Annotated in this window: 15 protein-coding genes; 5 read left to right on the top strand and 10 right to left on the bottom strand. The window is 69.1% G+C overall.

From position 1 onward, the window contains the following. Positions 1 to 20: 20 nt before the first annotated feature. The 8 genes from AB0B82_RS04305 to AB0B82_RS04270 all read right to left on the bottom strand — a co-directional run bounded on the left by AB0B82_RS04305 (position 21) and on the right by AB0B82_RS04270 (position 9,282). A complete protein-coding gene (locus AB0B82_RS04305) occupies positions 21 to 1,082 on the bottom strand; it encodes a pyridoxal-phosphate dependent enzyme (protein ID WP_360162347.1) in 1,062 nt (353 codons plus the stop codon). After that, complete coding sequence (locus AB0B82_RS04300) at positions 1,079 to 2,677, bottom strand: ATP-binding cassette domain-containing protein (RefSeq protein ID WP_360162345.1); 1,599 nt, start codon at positions 2,675 to 2,677, stop codon at positions 1,079 to 1,081. The genes AB0B82_RS04305 and AB0B82_RS04300 overlap by 4 nt, the downstream gene beginning before the upstream one ends. Further along, on the bottom strand, positions 2,674 to 3,477 hold the full coding sequence (locus AB0B82_RS04295; RefSeq protein ID WP_360162343.1) for an ABC transporter permease subunit: 804 nt from the start codon (positions 3,475 to 3,477) through the stop codon (positions 2,674 to 2,676). Before AB0B82_RS04295 ends, AB0B82_RS04300 begins: the two co-directional genes overlap by 4 nt. After that, on the bottom strand, positions 3,474 to 4,412 hold the full coding sequence (locus tag AB0B82_RS04290; RefSeq protein ID WP_360162341.1) for an ABC transporter permease: 939 nt from the start codon (positions 4,410 to 4,412) through the stop codon (positions 3,474 to 3,476). Before AB0B82_RS04290 ends, AB0B82_RS04295 begins: the two co-directional genes overlap by 4 nt. After that, positions 4,413 to 5,816, bottom strand: a complete 1,404-nt coding sequence (locus AB0B82_RS04285) for an ABC transporter substrate-binding protein (RefSeq protein WP_360162339.1) — start codon at positions 5,814 to 5,816, stop codon at positions 4,413 to 4,415. It lies immediately after the preceding gene. A 297-nt stretch (positions 5,817 to 6,113) separates the two neighbouring features. Continuing rightward, positions 6,114 to 6,599, bottom strand: a complete 486-nt coding sequence (locus tag AB0B82_RS04280; RefSeq protein WP_360162337.1) for a MarR family winged helix-turn-helix transcriptional regulator — start codon at positions 6,597 to 6,599, stop codon at positions 6,114 to 6,116. 902 nt (positions 6,600 to 7,501) lie between these two features. Next, on the bottom strand, positions 7,502 to 8,506 hold the full coding sequence (locus AB0B82_RS04275; protein WP_360162335.1) for a CopD family protein: 1,005 nt from the start codon (positions 8,504 to 8,506) through the stop codon (positions 7,502 to 7,504). Further along, complete coding sequence (locus AB0B82_RS04270; protein ID WP_360162333.1) at positions 8,506 to 9,282, bottom strand: copper resistance CopC family protein; 777 nt, start codon at positions 9,280 to 9,282, stop codon at positions 8,506 to 8,508. Before AB0B82_RS04270 ends, AB0B82_RS04275 begins: the two co-directional genes overlap by 1 nt. A gap of 61 nt (positions 9,283 to 9,343) precedes the next feature. Between AB0B82_RS04270 and AB0B82_RS04265 the strand changes: the two genes are divergently transcribed. The 4 genes from AB0B82_RS04265 to proS all read left to right on the top strand — a co-directional run bounded on the left by AB0B82_RS04265 (position 9,344) and on the right by proS (position 14,805). Next, complete coding sequence (locus AB0B82_RS04265; RefSeq protein ID WP_360162331.1) at positions 9,344 to 10,174, top strand: ROK family protein; 831 nt, start codon at positions 9,344 to 9,346, stop codon at positions 10,172 to 10,174. 86 nt (positions 10,175 to 10,260) lie between these two features. Continuing rightward, a complete protein-coding gene (locus tag AB0B82_RS04260; protein ID WP_360162329.1) occupies positions 10,261 to 10,974 on the top strand; it encodes a pentapeptide repeat-containing protein in 714 nt (237 codons plus the stop codon). A gap of 72 nt (positions 10,975 to 11,046) precedes the next feature. Further along, the gene (locus tag AB0B82_RS04255; protein ID WP_360162327.1) at positions 11,047 to 13,263 is read left to right on the top strand and encodes an NADP-dependent isocitrate dehydrogenase; all 2,217 of its coding nucleotides are present in this window, start codon (positions 11,047 to 11,049) and stop codon (positions 13,261 to 13,263) included. A gap of 129 nt (positions 13,264 to 13,392) precedes the next feature. Further along, positions 13,393 to 14,805: a proline--tRNA ligase gene (proS, locus tag AB0B82_RS04250; RefSeq protein WP_360162325.1), complete on the top strand. Its 1,413-nt coding sequence runs from the start codon at positions 13,393 to 13,395 to the stop codon at positions 14,803 to 14,805. Positions 14,806 to 14,826: 21 nt separating this feature from the next. Here the strand turns inward: proS and AB0B82_RS04245 are convergent, their stop codons facing one another. Both AB0B82_RS04245 and AB0B82_RS04240 read right to left on the bottom strand, forming a co-directional pair. Continuing rightward, a complete protein-coding gene (locus AB0B82_RS04245) occupies positions 14,827 to 15,810 on the bottom strand; it encodes a LuxR C-terminal-related transcriptional regulator (protein ID WP_360162323.1) in 984 nt (327 codons plus the stop codon). 368 nt (positions 15,811 to 16,178) lie between these two features. After that, a complete protein-coding gene (locus AB0B82_RS04240) occupies positions 16,179 to 17,618 on the bottom strand; it encodes a GuaB1 family IMP dehydrogenase-related protein (protein WP_360162321.1) in 1,440 nt (479 codons plus the stop codon). 525 nt (positions 17,619 to 18,143) lie between these two features. Here AB0B82_RS04240 and AB0B82_RS04235 point away from each other — a divergent pair. Beyond that, positions 18,144 to 18,993 (top strand): IS701 family transposase (locus tag AB0B82_RS04235; protein ID WP_360162632.1); only part of this gene is annotated, 850 nt, incomplete at its 3' end.

Here is an 18,993-nt window from a genome sequence, read left to right as displayed (position 1 = left end):
TTCCTGGGCACAACTCCAGACTAATGCGACGGAGTCGCAGATGGAAGCTCTGCGCGCTGGTGTGCCGCCGACTCGCGGCGGTCCCAGGACATCGCCGACCACGGCACCGCGAGGTCGTCCAGCGAGTCGATCTCGCGCGGCCGCATCGACGCCATCGGCCGCGCCTCGGCATGCCGGGCGAACGCACTCTCGACGTACCGCGTGCCGGTGTCCGCGGCCAGAAACACGTGTTTGCGATCGCTGTCGCAGTTGTGCTCCCACAGCGCGGACAGGTACGCCGCACCCGCCGACAACCCCGCGAAGACACCCGACGTCCGGAGCAGGTCGACCGCCGCCGACATCGCGTAGTCGAACGAGACCCAGTGCAGCCGGTCGTACAGTTCGTGCCGGACGTTGCGGAACTCGATCGAGCTGCCGATGCCGGCGATGATCATTTCCGGGTCCTGCGTATGCCCGGCGCCGAACGTGATGCTGCCGAACGGCTGCACGCCGACCAGGTTCACGTCGCGACCCCGTTCCCGCAGGTACGCCGCGATCGCACCGGTGGACGCCCCGGTGCCGACACCACCCACCAGACACAACGGTCCGGACGGCACCAGACGATCCACGAGATCGGCGACGGCGCCGTACCCGAGGTAGTGGATGTCGTCGTGGTACTGCTGCATCCAGTGGTAGGTCGGGTTGTCGCGGAGGATCTCTCCGATCCGGCGGACCCGGAGGTTCTGGTCGAGCTGCAGGTTGTTCGACGACGGCACCTGCTCGACGGTCGCACCGAGGATCTCGAGTTGGATCTTCAGCGTCCGGTCGACGGTGGTCGAGCCGACGATGTGGCACTTCATCCCGTAGCGGTGACAGGCGAGCGCCAGCGCGTGCGCGTAGATCCCGCTCGAGCTGTCGATCAGCGTGTCGCCCGGCCGGATCCGCCCGGTTTCCAGCAGGTGGCGTACGGCGCCGAGCGCGGAGTACACCTTCATGGTCTCGAACCGCAAGCAGATCAGATCGTTGTCACCTGATCCGGAACGGACCCGGATCGGGTCGGGGTCCTTGATGGCCTCCGCCAGGTGGTCGTGCAGTCGCGTCATCGGCGCGGTTCGCTCCTCGAGTTGATGGTTGTCACGGGCGGAGCTTCACTGAGCACGGCAGCTTCAACGGGCTCCCTCTCGCCGGTACTCCCGGCGTCGAGGTGAGCGGCGGCCACCAGATGCTGAGTCAGGGGATGGTGTGGCGCGGTCGTGATCGACGCCGGCGAGCCTTGCTCGACGACTCGGCCGGCGTCGAGAACCAGGACGTCGTCCGCGACAGCGCCGACCAGGCGCAGGTCGTGACCGATCCAGATCAACGCCGTGCCGCGGTCTCTCAGCTCGTACAGCAGGTCCAGGACGAGCGTCGTACCGCGTTCGTCGAGCGCGGTGGTGATCTCGTCGCAGATCAGGACGTCGGGGTCGGCGAGCACCGCCCGGGCGAGGGCGGCGCGCTGCAGTTCACCGCCGGACAGGCGGCTGGGCGGACGCGCGGCCGTGGCTGCGGCGACACCCAGGCGAGCGAGCGTGGCGACGGCCTCGTCGTGCGCCTGGTCCGGCGAGACACCGCGCAGGCGCTGCGCCGTACGGGCGACCTGATGGTCCACGGGACGCCGCTCGTCGAAGGAACCGCGAACCTCCTGCCAGACGTACTGCACCCGCCGATGCTGCTCGCGACTGCGCCTGCGCAGCACCGGCAGCGGTTCGTCGTCCAGCAGGATCGTCCCGGTGTACCGCTCGTGCAGCCCGGCCAAGCAGCGGGCCAACGTGGTCTTCCCGCTGCCGGACCGCCCGACGATCCCGAGGCAGCCGCCGGCCCGCACGGCGAGGCCGACGTCGTGCAGGACGACCTCGCGGCCTCGACGACGCACCGCAGCAGACAGGTTCATTGCCTTCAGCAACGGTTGGCCCGGCTCCTTGGTTCCCGGTTCCTTGGTTTCCGGCTCCGAAAGCTGTTGAGTCTCCGGGAGTACGTCGGGCCCGCCTGCCGCGATCACCCGCCCCGCATCCAGCACGACGACGCGCGCGGCCAGCGCACGAACCAGCGCCAGATCGTGACTCAGCAGCAGAATGCCCAGCCCGTCGGACGCGAGGGTCTGCAGTTCGTGCACCAACTGAAACCGGGTGATGGAGTCCAGCCCGGTGCTGGGCTCGTCCAGGACCAGCACCCTCGGTCGGCAGGCGAGGGTCTGCGCGAGCGCGACCCGCTGCCGCTGACCGCCGGAGAACTGATGCGGAAAACGTTTTACTGTCCGTGGGTCGGCCGGCAACTGCGCCGCCCGGATCGCCTCGTCGACATCGCCGCCGTGCAGCTTCGCGAGTTCGCGCAGCGTCGCCCCGATCCTGCGCGCCGGGTTCAGCGCGCTGCCTGGATGCTGCGGCATGTAGGCAACCACTCGCCCCCGCATCCCGGACGCTGCAGCGCACACTCCATTGCCGTCGACAACCAACTGCCCGGCGATCTCGATCCGCCCGGTCAGCCGCACGCCGTCCCCGTGCTCACCGAGCAACGCCAAGGCCGAGGTTGTCTTCCCGGAACCGGAAGCACCGACCAACGCGGTCACCGCACCCGCCGCGACCTCGAACGAGATGTCGTCCACCAGCACCGCCGCCCCCGCCGTGGCCGACAATCCGCGGACACTCACCAGAGCCGTCATCGCGCCACCTCGACGAGCCGCCGTGACCGATGGACCAGCCGATCGGCGAGCAGGTTGAACCCGAGCGTGAAGGAGACGAGCAGCAACGCGGGTGCAAGCACCGACCACGGCTGCAGCAGCAAACCCTCACGGTTGCGCGAAACGCTCACCGCCCAATCCGGCGCGGTCGGACTGAGACCGAGTCCGAGGAAGTTGACCGAGGCAACGAGAAACACCGCCAACGTGATCCGGGTGCCGAGATCCGCCGCGGCCGGACCGAGGACCGAGCGGCCGACGTACCCGAGTTGAATGACGAACCACGACTCCCGTTGCATCCGCAGCGCCTCGACCACAGGCCCACTGGCCGCATCCAACGCGGCTGCCCGGACGAGGCGGGCGACCGTCGGTACGTTGACCATCGCGACGGCCACGGTGATGGCCGGCGCGGACGCCTGCCAGCCGACGGCGACCACGCTGATCACCAGGAGGGACGGCAGCGGCAGCAATACGTCGAGGGGCCGCATCAGCCCTTCGTCCACCCATCGGTGCCGCGTCGACGCCGCGGTCAGCCCGATCAACCCGCCGACGAGGTACGCCAGCGCAACCGCGCCGAACGCCATCCCCAACGCCGTCCGACCGCCGACGAGCAACAGACTCAGGACATCCCGACCCAGTCCGTCCGTTCCGAGCGGTCCTTCGGACGAGTACGGCAGCCCACCGCCGGCATCGTCGTACGGCAGGAACGGTCCCAGCACCGCCACCGTCAGCGGTACGACGACCAGCGCGGCCGCGACCGTGAGCGACACGGATCGCCTGCTCATCGGAAGGCCTCGGTGCGCGGCACGAGCCGATTGCACACCAGGTCCGCCCCGAGGTTGATCAGCAGCGCGGCAACCGCCAGCACCAACGTGAGGCCCTGCACGGTCGGGACGTCCCGCGTCTCCACGCCGTCCACGAGCGCCGTCGCGAAGCCCGGGATCGCGAAGATCGCCTCGACGACCAGCACTCCCCCGAGCAGGGTGTCGCCGGTCCTCGCCAGCTCCTGCACTCCGGGTACGGCGGCGTTCGGGAGCACGTGACGCAACAACAGCTGCCGTCGCGGAACACCAAGCCGGCGCGCCTGCGTCACGTACTCGGCGTTCAACGCGGCGACCGTTCCGGCGCGGACCTGACGCGACAAGAGACAGACGGTCCGTCCGAGCAGTACGCCGATCGGGAGGATCAGCAGCGCCGGTGTGGCCAGCAGATCGCCGCCCACCCACGTCGCGGGCAACCAGCCGAGCTTCAGTGCGAACACCGCCACCAGCACCACGGCGATCACGAAGTCCGGAATCGCGGACATCGCCAGCGTGACCGAGGTGATCGCGCGATCGATCCGTCCGTTCTCCCGGGTGCCCATCACGATGCCGAGGGCAACAGCCAGCGGTACGACGACCGCCAGGGTTGCCACTGTCAGCACGAGCGTCGCGCCGATCGAGTCCCGGACGATGCCGGCCACCGGACCGCCGCTGATCAGCGACGTGCCGAGATCGCCGGTCACCACATTGCCCAACCAGTGCACGAACCGCTCCGGCGCCGAACGGTCCAGACCGAGCTCGCTCCGCAGTGCCGCGACCTGTTCGGGCGTCAACCGCTCGTCGAACCGCAGGTCGGCGGCATCCCCCGGAAGCAGCGACGTCAGCCCGAACACGAGCACCGACAGCACAGCCAGCTGGAAGATCGCGAGGCCCGCCCGCTGAACGGCGTACGACCGCATTCAGGCCAGCCACACCTTGTCGAACCGGCCCTGGTCCAGGGTGTTCGGCGGCACCGCCTGCACTCCCTGCACACTCGCCGACACCGCGATCAGGTAGTCCGGCAGACCCCACGCGAGGATCCCGCCGTCGGCACGCAGCGTCTTCTGCAGTACGCCGTACTTCGCCGACCGCTCCTCCTCGGACGGCATCGCCCGCGCGGCCGCGAACGCCGCGTCGAACGCGGGCCGCCGCCAATGCGTCACGTTGAACGGCGAGTTCGACAGCAGCCGGTCCGTGACGTACTGCGGGATCGGCATCGCGCCCGACCGATGGTTGCCGATGACACCTTTCGACAGCAGGTCCTTCGCGTACGTCTGCGGACTGCCGGTCGACACCTTCAGCCGCACGCCGGCCTCGGCGACCTGCTCCGCGAACACCGTCGCCGCCTCCACAAAACCGGCCGACGCGTCCGCGGTGAAGATCTCGATCTCCTTGCCGGCCAGCCCGGCCTTCGCGAGCAGCGCCTTCGCCTGATCGACATCCCGCTCCACCTGCGGCAGATCGGCCGGGTAGTACTGGTATCCCTTGCCGAACAGGTCGTTGCCCACCTCACCGCGCCCGGCGAGGACGACGTCCACCAGCCGCTGCCGGTCCGCGACCAGCTTGAACGCGCGCCGTACGTCGGGATTGTCGAACGGCGGTTGGTCGACCTTCATCACGAACGCCTGCATCGTGCTGGCCTTGGCGGCCACGATGCGCACCGTGCGCCCGGCTTCGGCGGTCCGCGCGAAAGTGGCGGTCATGTCGTTCGCGTACTCGGCCTGCCCACCCTGTACGGCGTTGGCGCGCGCTTCGGCGTCCGCGGACAGGATGTGCAACTCCTCGATCCAGGCGGGCTCGTCCCAGTAGTCGTCGTACCGCGACGCGACCAGTGAGCGACCGGCTTGGAAGGACACGTGGCGAAACGGTCCGGTGCCGATCGCTGCGGCCGGATCCTTGAATCCGTCGCGGACGATCTGCGTGCCGATGCCGGCCAGCAACGCGGGGAACTCGGCGTTCGGTCGACTCAGCACGAGCTCGACCGTCGAGGCGCCGATCGCCTTGCTGCGCTTGAGATCCAGCGTCGCCAGCGAGGATTGCGCGACCCGGTCCGGTACGGCGGGGTCCGCGATCCGGCTGAGACTGTAGAGGACATCGTCGGGTGCGAGTTTCGCGCCGTCGTGGAAGGTCGCGTCGCGGAGCGTGAACCGCCAAGTGGTCGCCGTACCGTCGTGTTCCCACTGCGATGCCAGACGCGGGACCGGCTTCAGATCCGGGCCGAGCTCCACCAGCTTCTCGTAGATCGCCTTGTGCCGCGCGATGTCGACGAACAGGCTCTGCACATGCGGGTCGAGCACCTCCTTCGCCCCGCCGCCGGCGTACACCGCGCGTAACCTGCCGCCCGGCTTGGGCTGCGCCGACCCGCCGCCAGACCCGCCGGCATTGCCACTGTCAGCCCCACAACCGGTGAACGCCGCCAGACCGGCAGCCCCCGCGATCCCCAGAAACCCACGCCTGTTCAAAGCCTCGGACACGCGCCACATCCTCACCTTAGTGAAAACGATTGTCAATCCCAGCGCGCATCCGGAATCCGACGTGACCATTCTTTCCGGGCACCATCGGACCCGCCCGCCGTAACGGCGTGTCACCAAACCAACCGTCTCCGGACGGCCGGTGGGGTGTCAGTCGCAGTCGGACTCAGGGGTGGTGCAGGTGGCCGGAATGCCGGTGGCGACGCGACTCAGCAGGGTGGCCAGTTGGGACTGTTCGGCCGGGCTCAAGCGGTCCAAGAAGTAGGTCCGGACAGCGTCGACATGGTCGGGGGCGGCGGCCTCGATCGCTTTTCGGCCCAGCGGGGTCAGGCGGACCATCGAGCCGCGGGCGTCGGACGTGCACTCCTCACGGCAGACCAGGCCACGCTTCTCCATCCGGCTGACCTGATGGGACAGGCGGCTACGTTCCCAACCGACGGAGCGGCCGAGGTCGCGGGTGCGGAGGACGCCGTCCTCGGCCTCGGACAGCGGATGCAGCAGCGCGTAGTCGGCCCCGGAGAGACCCGAGTTCGCGATCATCCGCGCCTCGAGGGCACGCATCAACTCACGATGCGTCTCGCGATAGGACTGCCAGAGTGCGGCCTCCTGCTCGCTCAGCCGGCGAGGTTCCACCATGCGCCCATTGTACGGACATAAGTTGACATGTCACCGACTAGCAGGCTGTCGTGACTGATGAATGGGTGGGACGAGAGTGCAGTTGCGGTGCACGCCGTCAACTGTTCAGGTGTCCGAGCCGGACGCTGACGCACGCCCCCGCACGGTGGGTTCACCCATCGTGTTGTGGGGTTCCTGACCCGTGTGTACGGTGCGGAACCCACAACACCGTGGGTGAACCCACCGTGGGGCGGAACCCCGGAACCCCTACGACCACACCACGCCACGACACGACACGGCACGGCACAGCACAGCACCGTGCCGCACCATCCCGCGTGCCACCACGCCACCACGCCACGCCGCGCCATCACCGCGTGCCGAACACCGCCGAGGAGACCACCACCGACCAGACCACCGCCGACCAGACCACCGCGACCAGATCACCGCCGGCTGATCCACAGCACCGCATACGAACGGATAACCCCGCGAATTGGGGGTTCTTCGTCGGTACACGAGCAGAGAACCCCCAACTCGCGCGGATATCCGCTCGTACGAGATCGGCCACGCCGGCCGGCGCGGGCCGAAGACGCGGGCCGAAGACGCGGGCTTGAACAGGTCGGCGTGGGTGTGGACAGGTCGGCGTGGGTGTGGACAGGTTATTGCTTGTCCAAGGTCCCGGGATCGGGTGCACGGTCCCGCGCGGGTGTGCAAGGTTTCAGGCGGGTGTGCACCGCCGCGGGCGGGTGTGCACGCCCCCGGGCGGGTGCGCACGCCCCCGGACGGATGTGCACGGCCCAAGACGGATGTGCACGGCCCAAGACGGATGTGCACGGCCCCGGATGGGTGTGCACGGTCCCCGGCCACCACCACGCCTCCGCCGGCAGAACCCGACCCACACATCAGGCAGAAGGCCCGACCAGCACCTACGGCGTCCGCGCCAACGCGACGGCCAGCCCGACAGTCGCGGCCATGACCAGCAGTTCGACGACGGCAAACCGTCGGAACACGGCCGGATCACCACCGGCGAGCTCAGGCAGGGCCCTCCGCCGGTGCCACCACCCCGCCGCGACCAGGGCCACGAACGCCACCGCCTTCGCAAACACGAGAGCGCCGTACCCGGTCGTCACCCACTGCGTGATCAACCCCCACCCGCCCTGCCGTCCGTCGAGGTGGATCTCCGCGGTGAGCAGCCCGGTGATGCCCATCGTCACCGCACACCCGAGCGCCAACGTGCTGAACACCTCGACAGCTTCCCGCGAACGGGCATACCGCAGTACCGCGCCGAGCCCGCCGATCCACGCAACCGCAGCGACAACATGGACGACGAGAGACGTCGTTGCGAGCAAGGACCACAAGCTCGTCGCGTCGATCGCACCATGCCCCGTGAGCAACGGCCCCGTCAGGGCAGCGACCGTGAGTACGGCGGCCATCCAAGCGCCCCGAAGCGTCTTCGTACCACTGAGAACTACGGCGAGTACGGCGGTCAACGCAACGGCCACGGCAAGCGCCCGGACCTGACTCAACTGACCGGCCGGCTCTGCGTGCTCAGCGAGATGCGACAACGGGATGCCCAGAATCACCGCCGCCGTCGCCACCGAACCACCGATGCTCGCGAGGGCCCAAGCCCCTGCTGCCACAGCGGCATCCTGACAAGCGCGGATCGCCTTCGCGCCGAGCTTCCCGTCCTTCGCCGGCAAGAACAGCACCACCGCGACCACGGCACCACCTGTCGCCACCGCCGCCGCATCGGCCACGAACCGCAGTACCGGAACCGCCCAGGACACCCCGGGGCCGGCGCCGAGCAGACCATCGGCGGGCTTCGCCGGTGCCCCGCCGGCGGCCAGCAGCGCGACCACCATCACAACGATGCCAACGGCAACCATCGCTGCGACGACCAGCGGCGTCCGCCGGGCCGGCGCAGCGGTCATCACGCGGCCGGACGGCGCCGTACGATCACGACCGCCAACGCCACCACGACCAGCATCACCAGGCACATCGCGACGATCGTCACGACGTTGGAGTTGCCCTGGGCCTGCGCGGGCGCGCCGGCCGGCTCCGTCGCGGGATGCCCGATATGAGTGACGGTGAACGAACCGGACACCTCGATGGGGTGCCCGTCGTCCGAGACCACCCGCGCCTCGACCGTGTACCGACCGGCTTCGATCATCGCGCCGACCGGCTGCGTGACGGTGTTGTCGGCGATCTGGGCAGCGCCGTTCGCGACGTTCTTCCCGGTCGGCGACTTCACCAGGACCTGTGTGCCGTTCGGGCCGACCGGCTCGGTGAATGTCAGGACCACCTTGGTCGGCGGCGCGGCCATCGACGACCCGTCGGCCGGCGTCATCGACTCGAGCTTGGCGTGCGCCGACGCTACACCGGCCGCGCCGACGACGGCGGCCAGGGCGATCGTCAGTACTGCAACAACCCTCAGGGCGAATCTGTTGGGCATGTGGGACCTTCCAAGACATCCAAGAACACCGACGACCGCGCGGACCGGCTGGATCGGGCGCAACACCGGCACCTCCGGCAGCAGTCGCGCGAACACCCGCCGTACCCGATCGAGCAGCCGGCAGACCCCGGCCGGCGCCGCCAGCGGCGGCAGAACGCCGAGCGGTACGCCGGCACCGACCAGCGCACGACCGCCCACCACCACCGCGACGCTCAGCGCCGCGACGACGGACGTCGTCCCGCTTCCGATCGGCATCGGTCTCCCCTCGCTCCACGTCACTGTACGGACAAAGCCCGGCGGCTGCGATGATGTGCGAATGGACGTAGCTGTGCTGGAGGTCGGGGGAAGCCACGTCACGGCGGCCGTGGTGGCGCCCGCGACGTGGACGGTGACCGAGGTGGACCGGGCGAAACTGGAGTCCCAAGCGGCGCCCGAGGAGGTGGTCGCACAGCTCGCCGAGGCGGCCCGGAAGTTGCCACTGGCAAACGGTCTCGCGGTCGCGCTGCCCGGTCCGTTCGACTTCGCCACCGGCGTCGCGTGGTACCGCGGGCAGGGCAAGTTCGACCGGCTGTACGGGTTCAACCTGGGCGCCGCGCTGACCGAGGCGCTGGGCATCCGGTTGATGTTCATGAACGATGCGGAGGCCTTCGCGGTCGGCGAGTGGACCGCCGGCGAGGTCCGCGGCGTCGAGCGCTGCGTCGGCGTCACGATCGGTACCGGCATCGGTACGGCGTTCCTCGCCGACGGGCACGTGGTGCGCGAGGGCGACACCGTTCCGCCGGGGGGTGAGCTGTACAAGACGTCGTACGCCGGCCGGCCGCTCGAGGACACGATCTCCGCCCGCGCGATCCTGCGCCGGCACACCGAGGCGACCGGCGTCCAGGCACCCGGGGTCAAGGAGATCGCCGACCAGGCGCGGGCCGGCGACGCGGCCGCGAAGGGCGTCCTTCGGGAGTGCTTCGCCGACCTCGGGAGCGCGCTGAAGCCGTGGCTGGAGCGGTTCGGCGTCACCCGGACGGTCCTCGGCGGCTCGATCTCGGGCGCGTTCGACCTGGTGGAGTCGGTCCTGGACTTCCCCGCGTCCGCGACGAAAGACACCGAGCACTCCGCCCTGATCGGCGCCGCCGCACACTACCTTCGCTCCTGAAGCGGACCTGCACCACTCACCAACTCCTCCCGCAGGCCCTCCCGGTCCCCGACGTGAGCGTGCGGCACGCGCCGAGCGGCAGGTTGATGAGTGGTGCACGTCCGCCGTTGTCGGACGTCGCGGCTACGGTCGAGAACGTGAAGATCGCCGCGCCACGCCTACGGACCCAGCTCGAAGCCGCCGCTCCCGAGGTCGTCGAGGACGAGGAGCGCCTGACCGACCTGGACCTGGCGGACGTGGACCTCAGTGATCTCGAGGCCGAGCACGTCGAGATCAGCGGGTGCCGGCTGAGCCGGAGCAAGCTCGCGGGCTCGGACCTGGACAAGCTGATCGTGGTCGACACCGAGCTCACGCAGTGCGACCTCGCCAACTCCCGGTGGTCGGACGTGGCGCTGACCCGGGTGGCGATCTCGGGGTCGCGGATGATCGGGTTCGCCGGGCCGGGCGCGGTTCTGCAGCACGTCACGATCCGCGACACCGTGCTGGACTTCGCCTCGTTCCGGTTCGCGAAGTTCGTCAAGGTCGAGCTCGCCGACTGCCGGTTGCAGAGCGCCGACCTGGTCTCGGCCGACCTGACCGGGACCGTGTTCCGCCGCTGCGACCTGTCCGGCGTCGAGTTCTCGCAGGTCAAGGCGGCGAAGGCGGTGTTCGTCGACTGCACCTGGGACGGCGCGAAAGGCCTGGCCTCGCTGGCCGGAGCGACCGTGGCGGCGTCCTCCCCGATCGACACGCTGACCTTCACCAGCGCGGTCACGGTCGCCGCCGGTATCACCCTGGCCCATCCGGACGACCTGGAGTGACCCTGAAGTGACGTGGTCCGAGCGTGATCCGGCCCACGTAACGGTCCACCGTCCGCCGGATAAGGTGGGCCCGTGACTGACTCGACGATCATCTACACCCACACCGACGAGGCTCCGGCGCTCGCCACGTACTCGTTCCTCCCTGTCGTCCAGGCGTACGCCGGCCAGGCCGGTGTCGGCGTGGAGACCCGGGACATCTCACTCGCGGGCCGGATCCTGGCCCTCTTCCCGGAGTACCTCCAGGAGGACCAGCGGGTCCCGGACGCGCTGAGCGAGCTCGGTGAGCTGGCCCGGACCCCCGAGGCGAACATCATCAAGCTGCCGAACGTCTCGGCCTCGATCCCGCAGTTGAAGGCCGCGATCGCCGAGTTGCAGTCCCAGGGCTACGCGCTGCCGGACTACCCGGACGAGCCGAAGACCGACGAGGACCGGGAGATCCGGGCCCGCTACGACAAGGTCAAGGGCTCCGCGGTGAACCCGGTGCTGCGCGAGGGCAACTCCGACCGCCGCGCGCCGGCCTCGGTGAAGAACTACGCGAAGACCCATCCGCACCGGATGGGCGCCTGGACGCCGGACTCGAAGACCAACGTCGCCACGATGGAGGCCGACGACTTCCGCGCCACCGAGAAGTCCGCGGTGATCGAGGCCGACGGCGCGCTGCGGATCGAGCTGGTCGGGGACGACGGCACCACCACCGTGCTGCGCGAGTCGGTTCCGGTGCTCGCCGGTGAGGTCGTCGACGCCTCGGTCCTGCACGTGGCCGCGCTGCGCGAGTTCCTGACCGCGCAGGTCGCCCGGGCGAAGGCCGAGGACGTGCTGTTCTCGGTGCACCTGAAGGCCACCATGATGAAGGTGTCCGACCCGATCATCTTCGGGCACACCGTCCGCGCGTTCTTCCCGAAGACCTTCGCGCAGTACGGCGACGTGCTCGCCAAGGCCGGCCTCTCGCCGAACGACGGTCTCGGCGCCATCCTGAACGGGATCGCGTCGCTGCCCGAGGGCGCCGAGATCAAGGCTTCGTTCGAGGCCGAGCTCGCCGACGGCCCGAAGCTCGCGATGGTCGACTCCGACAAGGGCATCACGAACCTGCACGTGCCGTCGGACGTGATCGTGGACGCGTCGATGCCGGCCATGATCCGTACCTCCGGCCACATGTGGGGCCCGGACGGCGAGGAGGCCGACACCCTCGCGGTGCTGCCGGACCACAGCTACTCGGGCATCTACCAGGTCGTCATCGACGACTGCCGCGCGAACGGCGCGTTCGACCCGGCCACCATGGGTTCGGTGCCGAACGTCGGCCTGATGGCGCAGAAGGCCGAGGAGTACGGCTCGCACGACAAGACCTTCGAGGTACAGACCACCGGCACCGTCCGGCTGGTGAACGAGGCCGGCGACGTCGTCCTCGAGCAGACCGTGTCGGCCGGTGACATCTTCCGCGCCTGCCAGACCAAGGACGCCCCGATCCAGGACTGGGTCAAACTGGCCGTCAACCGGGCCCGGGCGACCGGCGACCCGGCGATCTTCTGGCTCGACGAGACCCGCGCCCACGACGCCGTGCTGATCACCAAGGTGCAGAAGTACCTGTCCGACCACGACACCGAGGGCCTGGACATCCGGATCCTCGCGCCGGAAGCGGCGATCCAGGTGTCGCTGGAGCGGATCCGCCGCGGCGAGAACACCATTTCGGTGACCGGCAACGTGCTGCGTGACTACCTCACCGACCTGTTCCCGATCCTCGAGCTCGGCACCAGCGCGAAGATGCTGTCGATCGTGCCGCTGATGGCCGGCGGCGGTCTGTTCGAGACCGGCGCGGGCGGCTCGGCGCCGAAGCATGTGCAGCAGCTGGTCAAGGAGAACTACCTGCGCTGGGACAGCCTGGGCGAGTTCTTCGCGCTGGCGGCGAGCTTCGAGCACCTCGCGCAGGTGACCGGGAACGCGCGGGCGCAGATCCTCGCCGACACCCTGGACCGGGCCACGGCCACGTTCCTGAACGAGGACAAGTCCCCGACCCGTCGAGTCGGCGGCATCGACAACCGCGGCAGCCACTTCTACCTGTCGCTGTACTGGGCGCAGGAGCTGGCCCAGCAGACCGACGACACCGACCTGGCGAAGGCGTTCGCGCCGCTCGCCGAGACGCTGGCGGCCAACGAGCGGAAGATCGTCGACGAGCTGATCTCGGTACAGGGCAACCCCGTCGACCTCGGCGGGTACTACCGGCCCGACCCGGCCAAGGCGGCCGCCGTGATGCGTCCGTCGAAGACCTGGAACGACGCGCTCGCGACGCTCTGATCGCTTCGTCAGCAGCTCCCGGTGCCGCGGGCACCGGGAGCTGTTGCGTTGTGCGGACCTGAAGCGGCCTGGTGCGGCGGCCGGAATTGCGTCGCCGGGACAGGGGGTTTGTTCCTAGACTCAGGACGCATGACAGCTTCCCGATCCGTGATCGCCACTCAGGCGGCGGACTTTCCCCGATGGTTCCAGGACGTGATCGCCAAGGCCGAGCTCGCCGACAACGGGCCGGTCCGGGGGACCATGGTCGTGCGACCGTACGGGTACGGGATCTGGGAACTGTTGCAGGAGGCAATGAATCGGCGGATCAAGGCGACCGGCGCGCAGAACGCGTACTTCCCGCTGCTGATCCCGGAGAGCTACCTGCAGCGCGAGGCCGATCATGTCGAAGGTTTCAGCCCCGAGCTGGCCGTCGTGACGCATGCCGGGGGCAAGCAACTCGAGGAGCCCGCGGTGGTCCGGCCGACGTCGGAGACCGTGATCGGTGAGTACCTGGCGAAATGGGTGCAGAGCTACCGCGACCTCCCGCTGCTGCTGAACCAGTGGGCGAATGTGGTCCGCTGGGAGCTGCGTCCGCGGCTGTTCCTGCGGACGACGGAGTTCCTCTGGCAGGAGGGCCATTCCGCGCACGCCACCGCCGAGGACGCCCGCGCCTTCGCGACCCGGATCCTGTACGACGTGTACCGCGCGACGATGGTCGACGTACTGGCGGTCCCGGTGGTCGTCGGCCGGAAGACCCGACGTGAACGGTTCGCCGGCGCGATCAACACGATGACGCTCGAGGCGATGACCGGTGACGGCAAGGCCCTGCAGATGGGGACGTCGCACGAGCTCGGTCAGAACTTCGCGCACGCTTTCGACATCACCTATCTGTCGCGCGAAGGTCGCCGCGAGCTCGCCTGGACGACCTCCTGGGGCAGCAGCACGCGGATGGTCGGCGGACTGATCATGGTCCACGGCGACGACGCCGGTCTGCGCGTACCGCCCGCGGTCGCGCCGGTGCAGGTCGTCGTCCTCGCGGTGAAGGAGGAGGCGATCGAGGCCGCCCGCCGGATCGGCACCGAACTCGAGGAAGCCGGCGTTCGGGTCACCGTGGACGACCGCACCGATCAGCCATTCGGACGGCGCGCGGTGAACTGGGAGCTCAAGGGTGTCCCGATCCGTATTGAAGTCGGTCCGCGGGACCTCGACGCCGGCAGCGCCACCGTCGTACGGCGGTTGCGCGACTCGGCGAAGACCGCCGTCGACCTGTCCGCGCTGACATCGACGGTGGTTACTGCGCTCGAGGCGGATCAGGCGTACCTGCTCGACGAGGCCACGCGGCGACAGGCGGACCGGATCACGACCGTCGCGACGATCGACGAGGCGATCGAGGCGGCCGCGGACGGCTGGGCTCGGCTGCCGTACGACGTTGTCGGTGAGGAGGGCGAGGATCGGCTGGGCGAGGCCGGCATCACCGTCCGTTGCCTGCAGCGAGCCGACGGGTCACTGCCGCTGTCGGACGACGAGCCGGGTTTGGTCGCCTTCGTGGCCCGCTCTTACTAGTGGTGCCTGGCCCGCTGACGTTCAGCGGGCCAGGTACTTGCGGACGTCGTCGGCCACCTGGGAGCGGCTGCGGAAGCCGTACTTGCGCAGGATCGCGCTCAGGTGCGTCTTCACGGTGTTGAGGCTGACCCCGAGCTCGGCCGCCAGCTGGTCGTTGTCGAGACCGTCGGCCAGCAGTAGTGCGACCGCTTGCTGTGCCTTCGTGAGGCTGGTGAACCGGCGCTCGGGCGCCTCGTCGGTGTCCATCAGCATCTCGATGAGCTCGGACTGGATGTGCTCGGCGGCGTCGACGATCCGGTCCAGGTGGGTCTGCACGGCGGTGCTGACGTCTGGTTCACCGAGCGCTTCGACGGCGGTCTCCCGGATCGCGGCGACCCGGTGCGTCAGGTACTCCATGACGTGGTCGGACGTCAGCAGGTTCGGCCCCACATCACCCGCCGGCAGCCGGCGCAGCGCCTCGCGGTCCTCGCCCTCGCGGGTCAGCACCCGCTGCACCACCTCACACAACCACTCGAAAGCCCGCACCGCGTTGTCGTCGTACGAGTTCGGGGTGTAGCTCTGCATCGACAGCATCCCGAACAGCTGGTCCGGCCCGTCCTTGGCCGGCCGGAAGATCGGTACGGTGACCGCGTCCTTCGACCGTCGGCCGGCGTCGCCGAGCGGTATGCCGGCATGCAGCGTCGCGCCGTTGTCGTAGGCGAACCGATACGTGTGCCGATGCTTGAGCAGCCAGGCGGTCTGCCCTTCCGGGCCGAAAATGTGGGTGTCGGGTGTCACGTACTGTGCGTCGTCGTATCCGTACGGGTACCGCACCCGGCTGCTGCCCTGCAGGAAGCCGACGAAGAACGCGTCGACATGCGCGATCTTCCCGGCCACGACGCGGACGTAGTCGTACAGACCGTAGTGGTCGGAGCGGAACAGCGCCTCGATCTTGTGGTACGCCTCGCGCAGGATGATCGCCGTCTCCGCGTCAACCCGCAGCGGGGCGGCCTTGTCAGTCTCCACGCGACGACTCCCCACCGAATCGTGCGGCATCGATCCCACGACTATGCGCCGTCCGTGGCAGGCGATCAAGGGGCATGCAGAGGTCGCGGGTGGTGGATGCCGGTCCCCGAGTCGCCCTCCCAAGCCTCGGCCGGACCTTGCAACCACCACCCGCGACCGCGAGCAGGACACCGGTAACTGTGTGAGCCCCCGCGTCGATCGGACCCGCTGCCCCCAGCGAGATCGCCGACCCCCCGACGGATGGTCCGGTGCCCTTCCTCCCCCTGTTGACTACAAAGTGCCACCGATCGCCGTCTGTGACCATCGCCCGGCGTATGAAATTTCCATGCCCGCCGTCTCATCCTCGGGATGAGACCAGCTGTAGACGATTACAGCCAGCTGGTGTCGAGTGGCTTGCCCTCCGCGTACCCGGCGGCCGTCTGCAGTCCGATGACGGCGCGCTCGTGGAACTCGGCCAAGTTGGCGGCGCCGACGTACGTGCAGGAGCTCCGGATCCCGGAGACGATCGAGTCGAGCAGGTCCTCGACGCTCGGGCGCTCCGGGTCCAGGTACATCCGGGCGGTCGAGATGCCTTCCTCGAAGATGCTCTTGCGGGCCCGCTGGAACGCGGAGTCCTCGGCGGTCCGCGACCGGACGGCGCGCGCCGACGCCATCCCGAAGCTCTCCTTGTAGATCCGGCCCTCGCTGTCGCGGTGCGGGTCGCCGGGCGATTCGTACGTACCGGCGAACCACGAACCGATCATCACACTCGACGCCCCCGCGGCGAGAGCGAGCGCGACGTCCCGCGGATGCCGTACGCCGCCGTCCGCCCAGACGTGCTTACCGAGCTCACGCGCCCGCGTCGCGCACTCGAGGACGGCGGAGAACTGGGGACGGCCGACCGCGGTCTGCATCCGCGTCGTGCACATCGCGCCCGGGCCGACCCCGACCTTCACGATGTCCGCGCCGGCGTTGACCAGGTCCGTGACCCCTTCGGCGGTCACCACGTTGCCGGCCACGATCGGCACCTGCGGGCCGAGGGCACGGACCCGCTCGACCACCTCGAGCATCCGCTCCTGGTGACCGTGCGCGGTGTCGACGACCAGCACATCGATACCGACCTCGAGCAACGCCTTCGCCTTCTGCTCGGCGTCGCGGTTGATCCCGATCGCGGCCGCGATCCGGAGCTTGCCGTTCGCGTCGAGCGCCGGCTCGTACAGCGTGGCGCGGAGGGCGCGCTGCCGGGTCAGGATGCCGACGATCTCGTTGTTCTCGTCCACGACCGGGGCGAGGCGGTGCCGGCCGTCGTGCAACTGCTCGAACGCCGCTTCCGGATCGATCCCCTTCGGCACCGTCAGCAACTCGCGCGACATCACCGCGTCGAGCTGCGTGAACCGGTCCACTCCGGAGCAGTCGGCCTCCGTCACCACGCCCACCGGACGGCCCCGATCGACCACCACCACGGCGCCGTGGTTGCGCTTGGGCAGCAGGTTCAGCGCCTCGCCGACGGTCCCGGTCGGCGGCAACGTCAGCGCGGTGTCGTGCACCGGGTCGCGTTCCTTGATCCAGGCAACGACCTCGGACACCACGTCCACCGGGATGTCCTGCGGAATCACCGCCAGACCGCCGCACCGCGCGATCGTCTCCGCCATCCGCCGCCCCGACACCGCGGTCATGTTCGCGGCGACCACCGGAATCGACGCACCCGTCCCGTCACTCGTCGACAGATCCACGTCCAACCGCGACGCCACCCGGGACCGGTTCGGCACCAGAAAAACATCACTGAACGTCAGGTCCCCCGCCGGCTCCCGATCATGATGAAACCGCATCTCAGACCCCTTCCGCCCAAGTCCAAACCCAGCCAGCGTCCCACTCCGCCATCCAAAACAAAAGCAACCCCAGCAACGCGGACGACCCAACCCAGGGTGTTCGCCGACGGCCGCCGCAACAACCCGAGCGTTCAACGCGCCCACACAGCAACCCGCGGTTGCCATCGACGGACGCTGCCGCAACAACCCGGGCGACAGCGATCAAGCCGCCCACGCAGCGCCCGCGGTGTCCATCGACATCGCCCCGTCGCCCTTCCTGGCGAACCCTAGTCACGCCGGGGCACAACCCTCCAGTTGAATGGGCTACCCCTCAACTGGAGGGTTGCCCACTCAAAATTTGAAGGGGCAACCCCAATGCCGCTTAGTTAGTACGGCAGCCGGACTTCGTGATTGTGGGCGTGGTGGCGCGACATGGGGCGGCCACCGCGTGATCATCCCGGAGTTGTGTGGAAACCAGAACATCGTGCGGTGGCCGCGGGCCACAGCATAGACCTTGATCGTTGGCAGACGGAGTTCGACGGCCTGCTGGCGCGGATCGCGGGCCGGTTCGCTCGGGTGGAGTCTCGGCGGCTGGCGCGTGATGCGGTGCTGGGGTTGATGTCGGATCTGCCGGTGAAGAACTGCTGGACACTGGCCGAGCACGCTGGCCATGACTCGCCCGATCGGCTGCAACACCTGCTGGGTAAGGCGAAATGGGACGACGACGCGGTGCGTGATGAGCTGCGCGGCTACGTCGTCGACCGACTCGGCAGCCGTGCCCCGGTGTTGGTCGTGGACGAGACTGGGGACGTCAAGAAGGGCACGCATACCGTTGGTGTGCAGCGTCAGTACACCGGCACCGCGGGCCGGATCGAGAACGCTCAGGTCGCCGTCTACCTGACGTATGCCACCGGTGCGGGTCACGCGTTGATCGACCGCGAGCTCTACCTACCGAAGGTCTGGGCCGACGACGCCGACCGGCGCAGCCAGGCAGGCGTACCGGCCGACGTGGAGTTCGCGACCAAGCCTGCGCTGGCGACCAAGATGATCATTCGTGCGCTGGACGCGGGCGTTACCGCGGGCTGGGTGACAGGCGATGAGGTCTACGGCGGTGACCCGAAGCTGCGGCAGACCTTGGAGGACCGCGGTATCGGCTATGTGCTGGCGGTCGCGTGCAGCCACCAGATCCACACCCAGGCTGGCAAGATCCGCGCCGACGCGCTCGCCGCGCGTCTGCCTCGCAAGGCGTGGCAGAGGGTCTCGGCAGGCGACGGCTCCAAAGGCCCCCGCTTCTACGACTGGGCCTGGATCAGCATCGAACCCGACCGCGACGCTGCCGGGCAGCGCCGGCTGCTGATCCGCCGCAACAACACCAGCGGCGAACTGGCCTACTACC

The sequence above is a fragment of the Kribbella sp. NPDC048915 genome, assembly GCF_040649595.1.
GTDB lineage: Bacteria > Actinomycetota > Actinomycetes > Propionibacteriales > Kribbellaceae > Kribbella.
The sequence above is the reverse complement of the archived record's forward strand: the minus strand, read 5'-3'. Positions and strand labels throughout refer to the sequence as shown.

Bases quoted from the DNA above. Each gene is read 5' to 3' on its own strand.
- AB0B82_RS04300 (WP_360162345.1), bottom strand. From the start codon at position 2,677: ATGACGGCTCTGGTGAGTGTCCGCGGATTGTCGGCCACGGCGGGGGCG.
- AB0B82_RS04265 (WP_360162331.1), top strand. From the start codon at position 9,344: ATGGACGTAGCTGTGCTGGAGGTCGGGGGAAGCCACGTCACGGCGGCC.
- AB0B82_RS04275 (WP_360162335.1), bottom strand. From the start codon at position 8,506: ATGACCGCTGCGCCGGCCCGGCGGACGCCGCTGGTCGTCGCAGCGATG.
- proS (WP_360162325.1), top strand. From the start codon at position 13,393: ATGACAGCTTCCCGATCCGTGATCGCCACTCAGGCGGCGGACTTTCCC.
- AB0B82_RS04280 (WP_360162337.1), bottom strand. From the start codon at position 6,599: ATGGTGGAACCTCGCCGGCTGAGCGAGCAGGAGGCCGCACTCTGGCAG.
- AB0B82_RS04240 (WP_360162321.1), bottom strand. From the start codon at position 17,618: ATGCGGTTTCATCATGATCGGGAGCCGGCGGGGGACCTGACGTTCAGT.
- AB0B82_RS04260 (WP_360162329.1), top strand. From the start codon at position 10,261: ATGAGTGGTGCACGTCCGCCGTTGTCGGACGTCGCGGCTACGGTCGAG.
- AB0B82_RS04270 (WP_360162333.1), bottom strand. From the start codon at position 9,282: ATGCCGATCGGAAGCGGGACGACGTCCGTCGTCGCGGCGCTGAGCGTC.
- AB0B82_RS04305 (WP_360162347.1), bottom strand. From the start codon at position 1,082: ATGACGCGACTGCACGACCACCTGGCGGAGGCCATCAAGGACCCCGAC.
- AB0B82_RS04290 (WP_360162341.1), bottom strand. From the start codon at position 4,412: ATGCGGTCGTACGCCGTTCAGCGGGCGGGCCTCGCGATCTTCCAGCTG.
- AB0B82_RS04295 (WP_360162343.1), bottom strand. From the start codon at position 3,477: ATGAGCAGGCGATCCGTGTCGCTCACGGTCGCGGCCGCGCTGGTCGTC.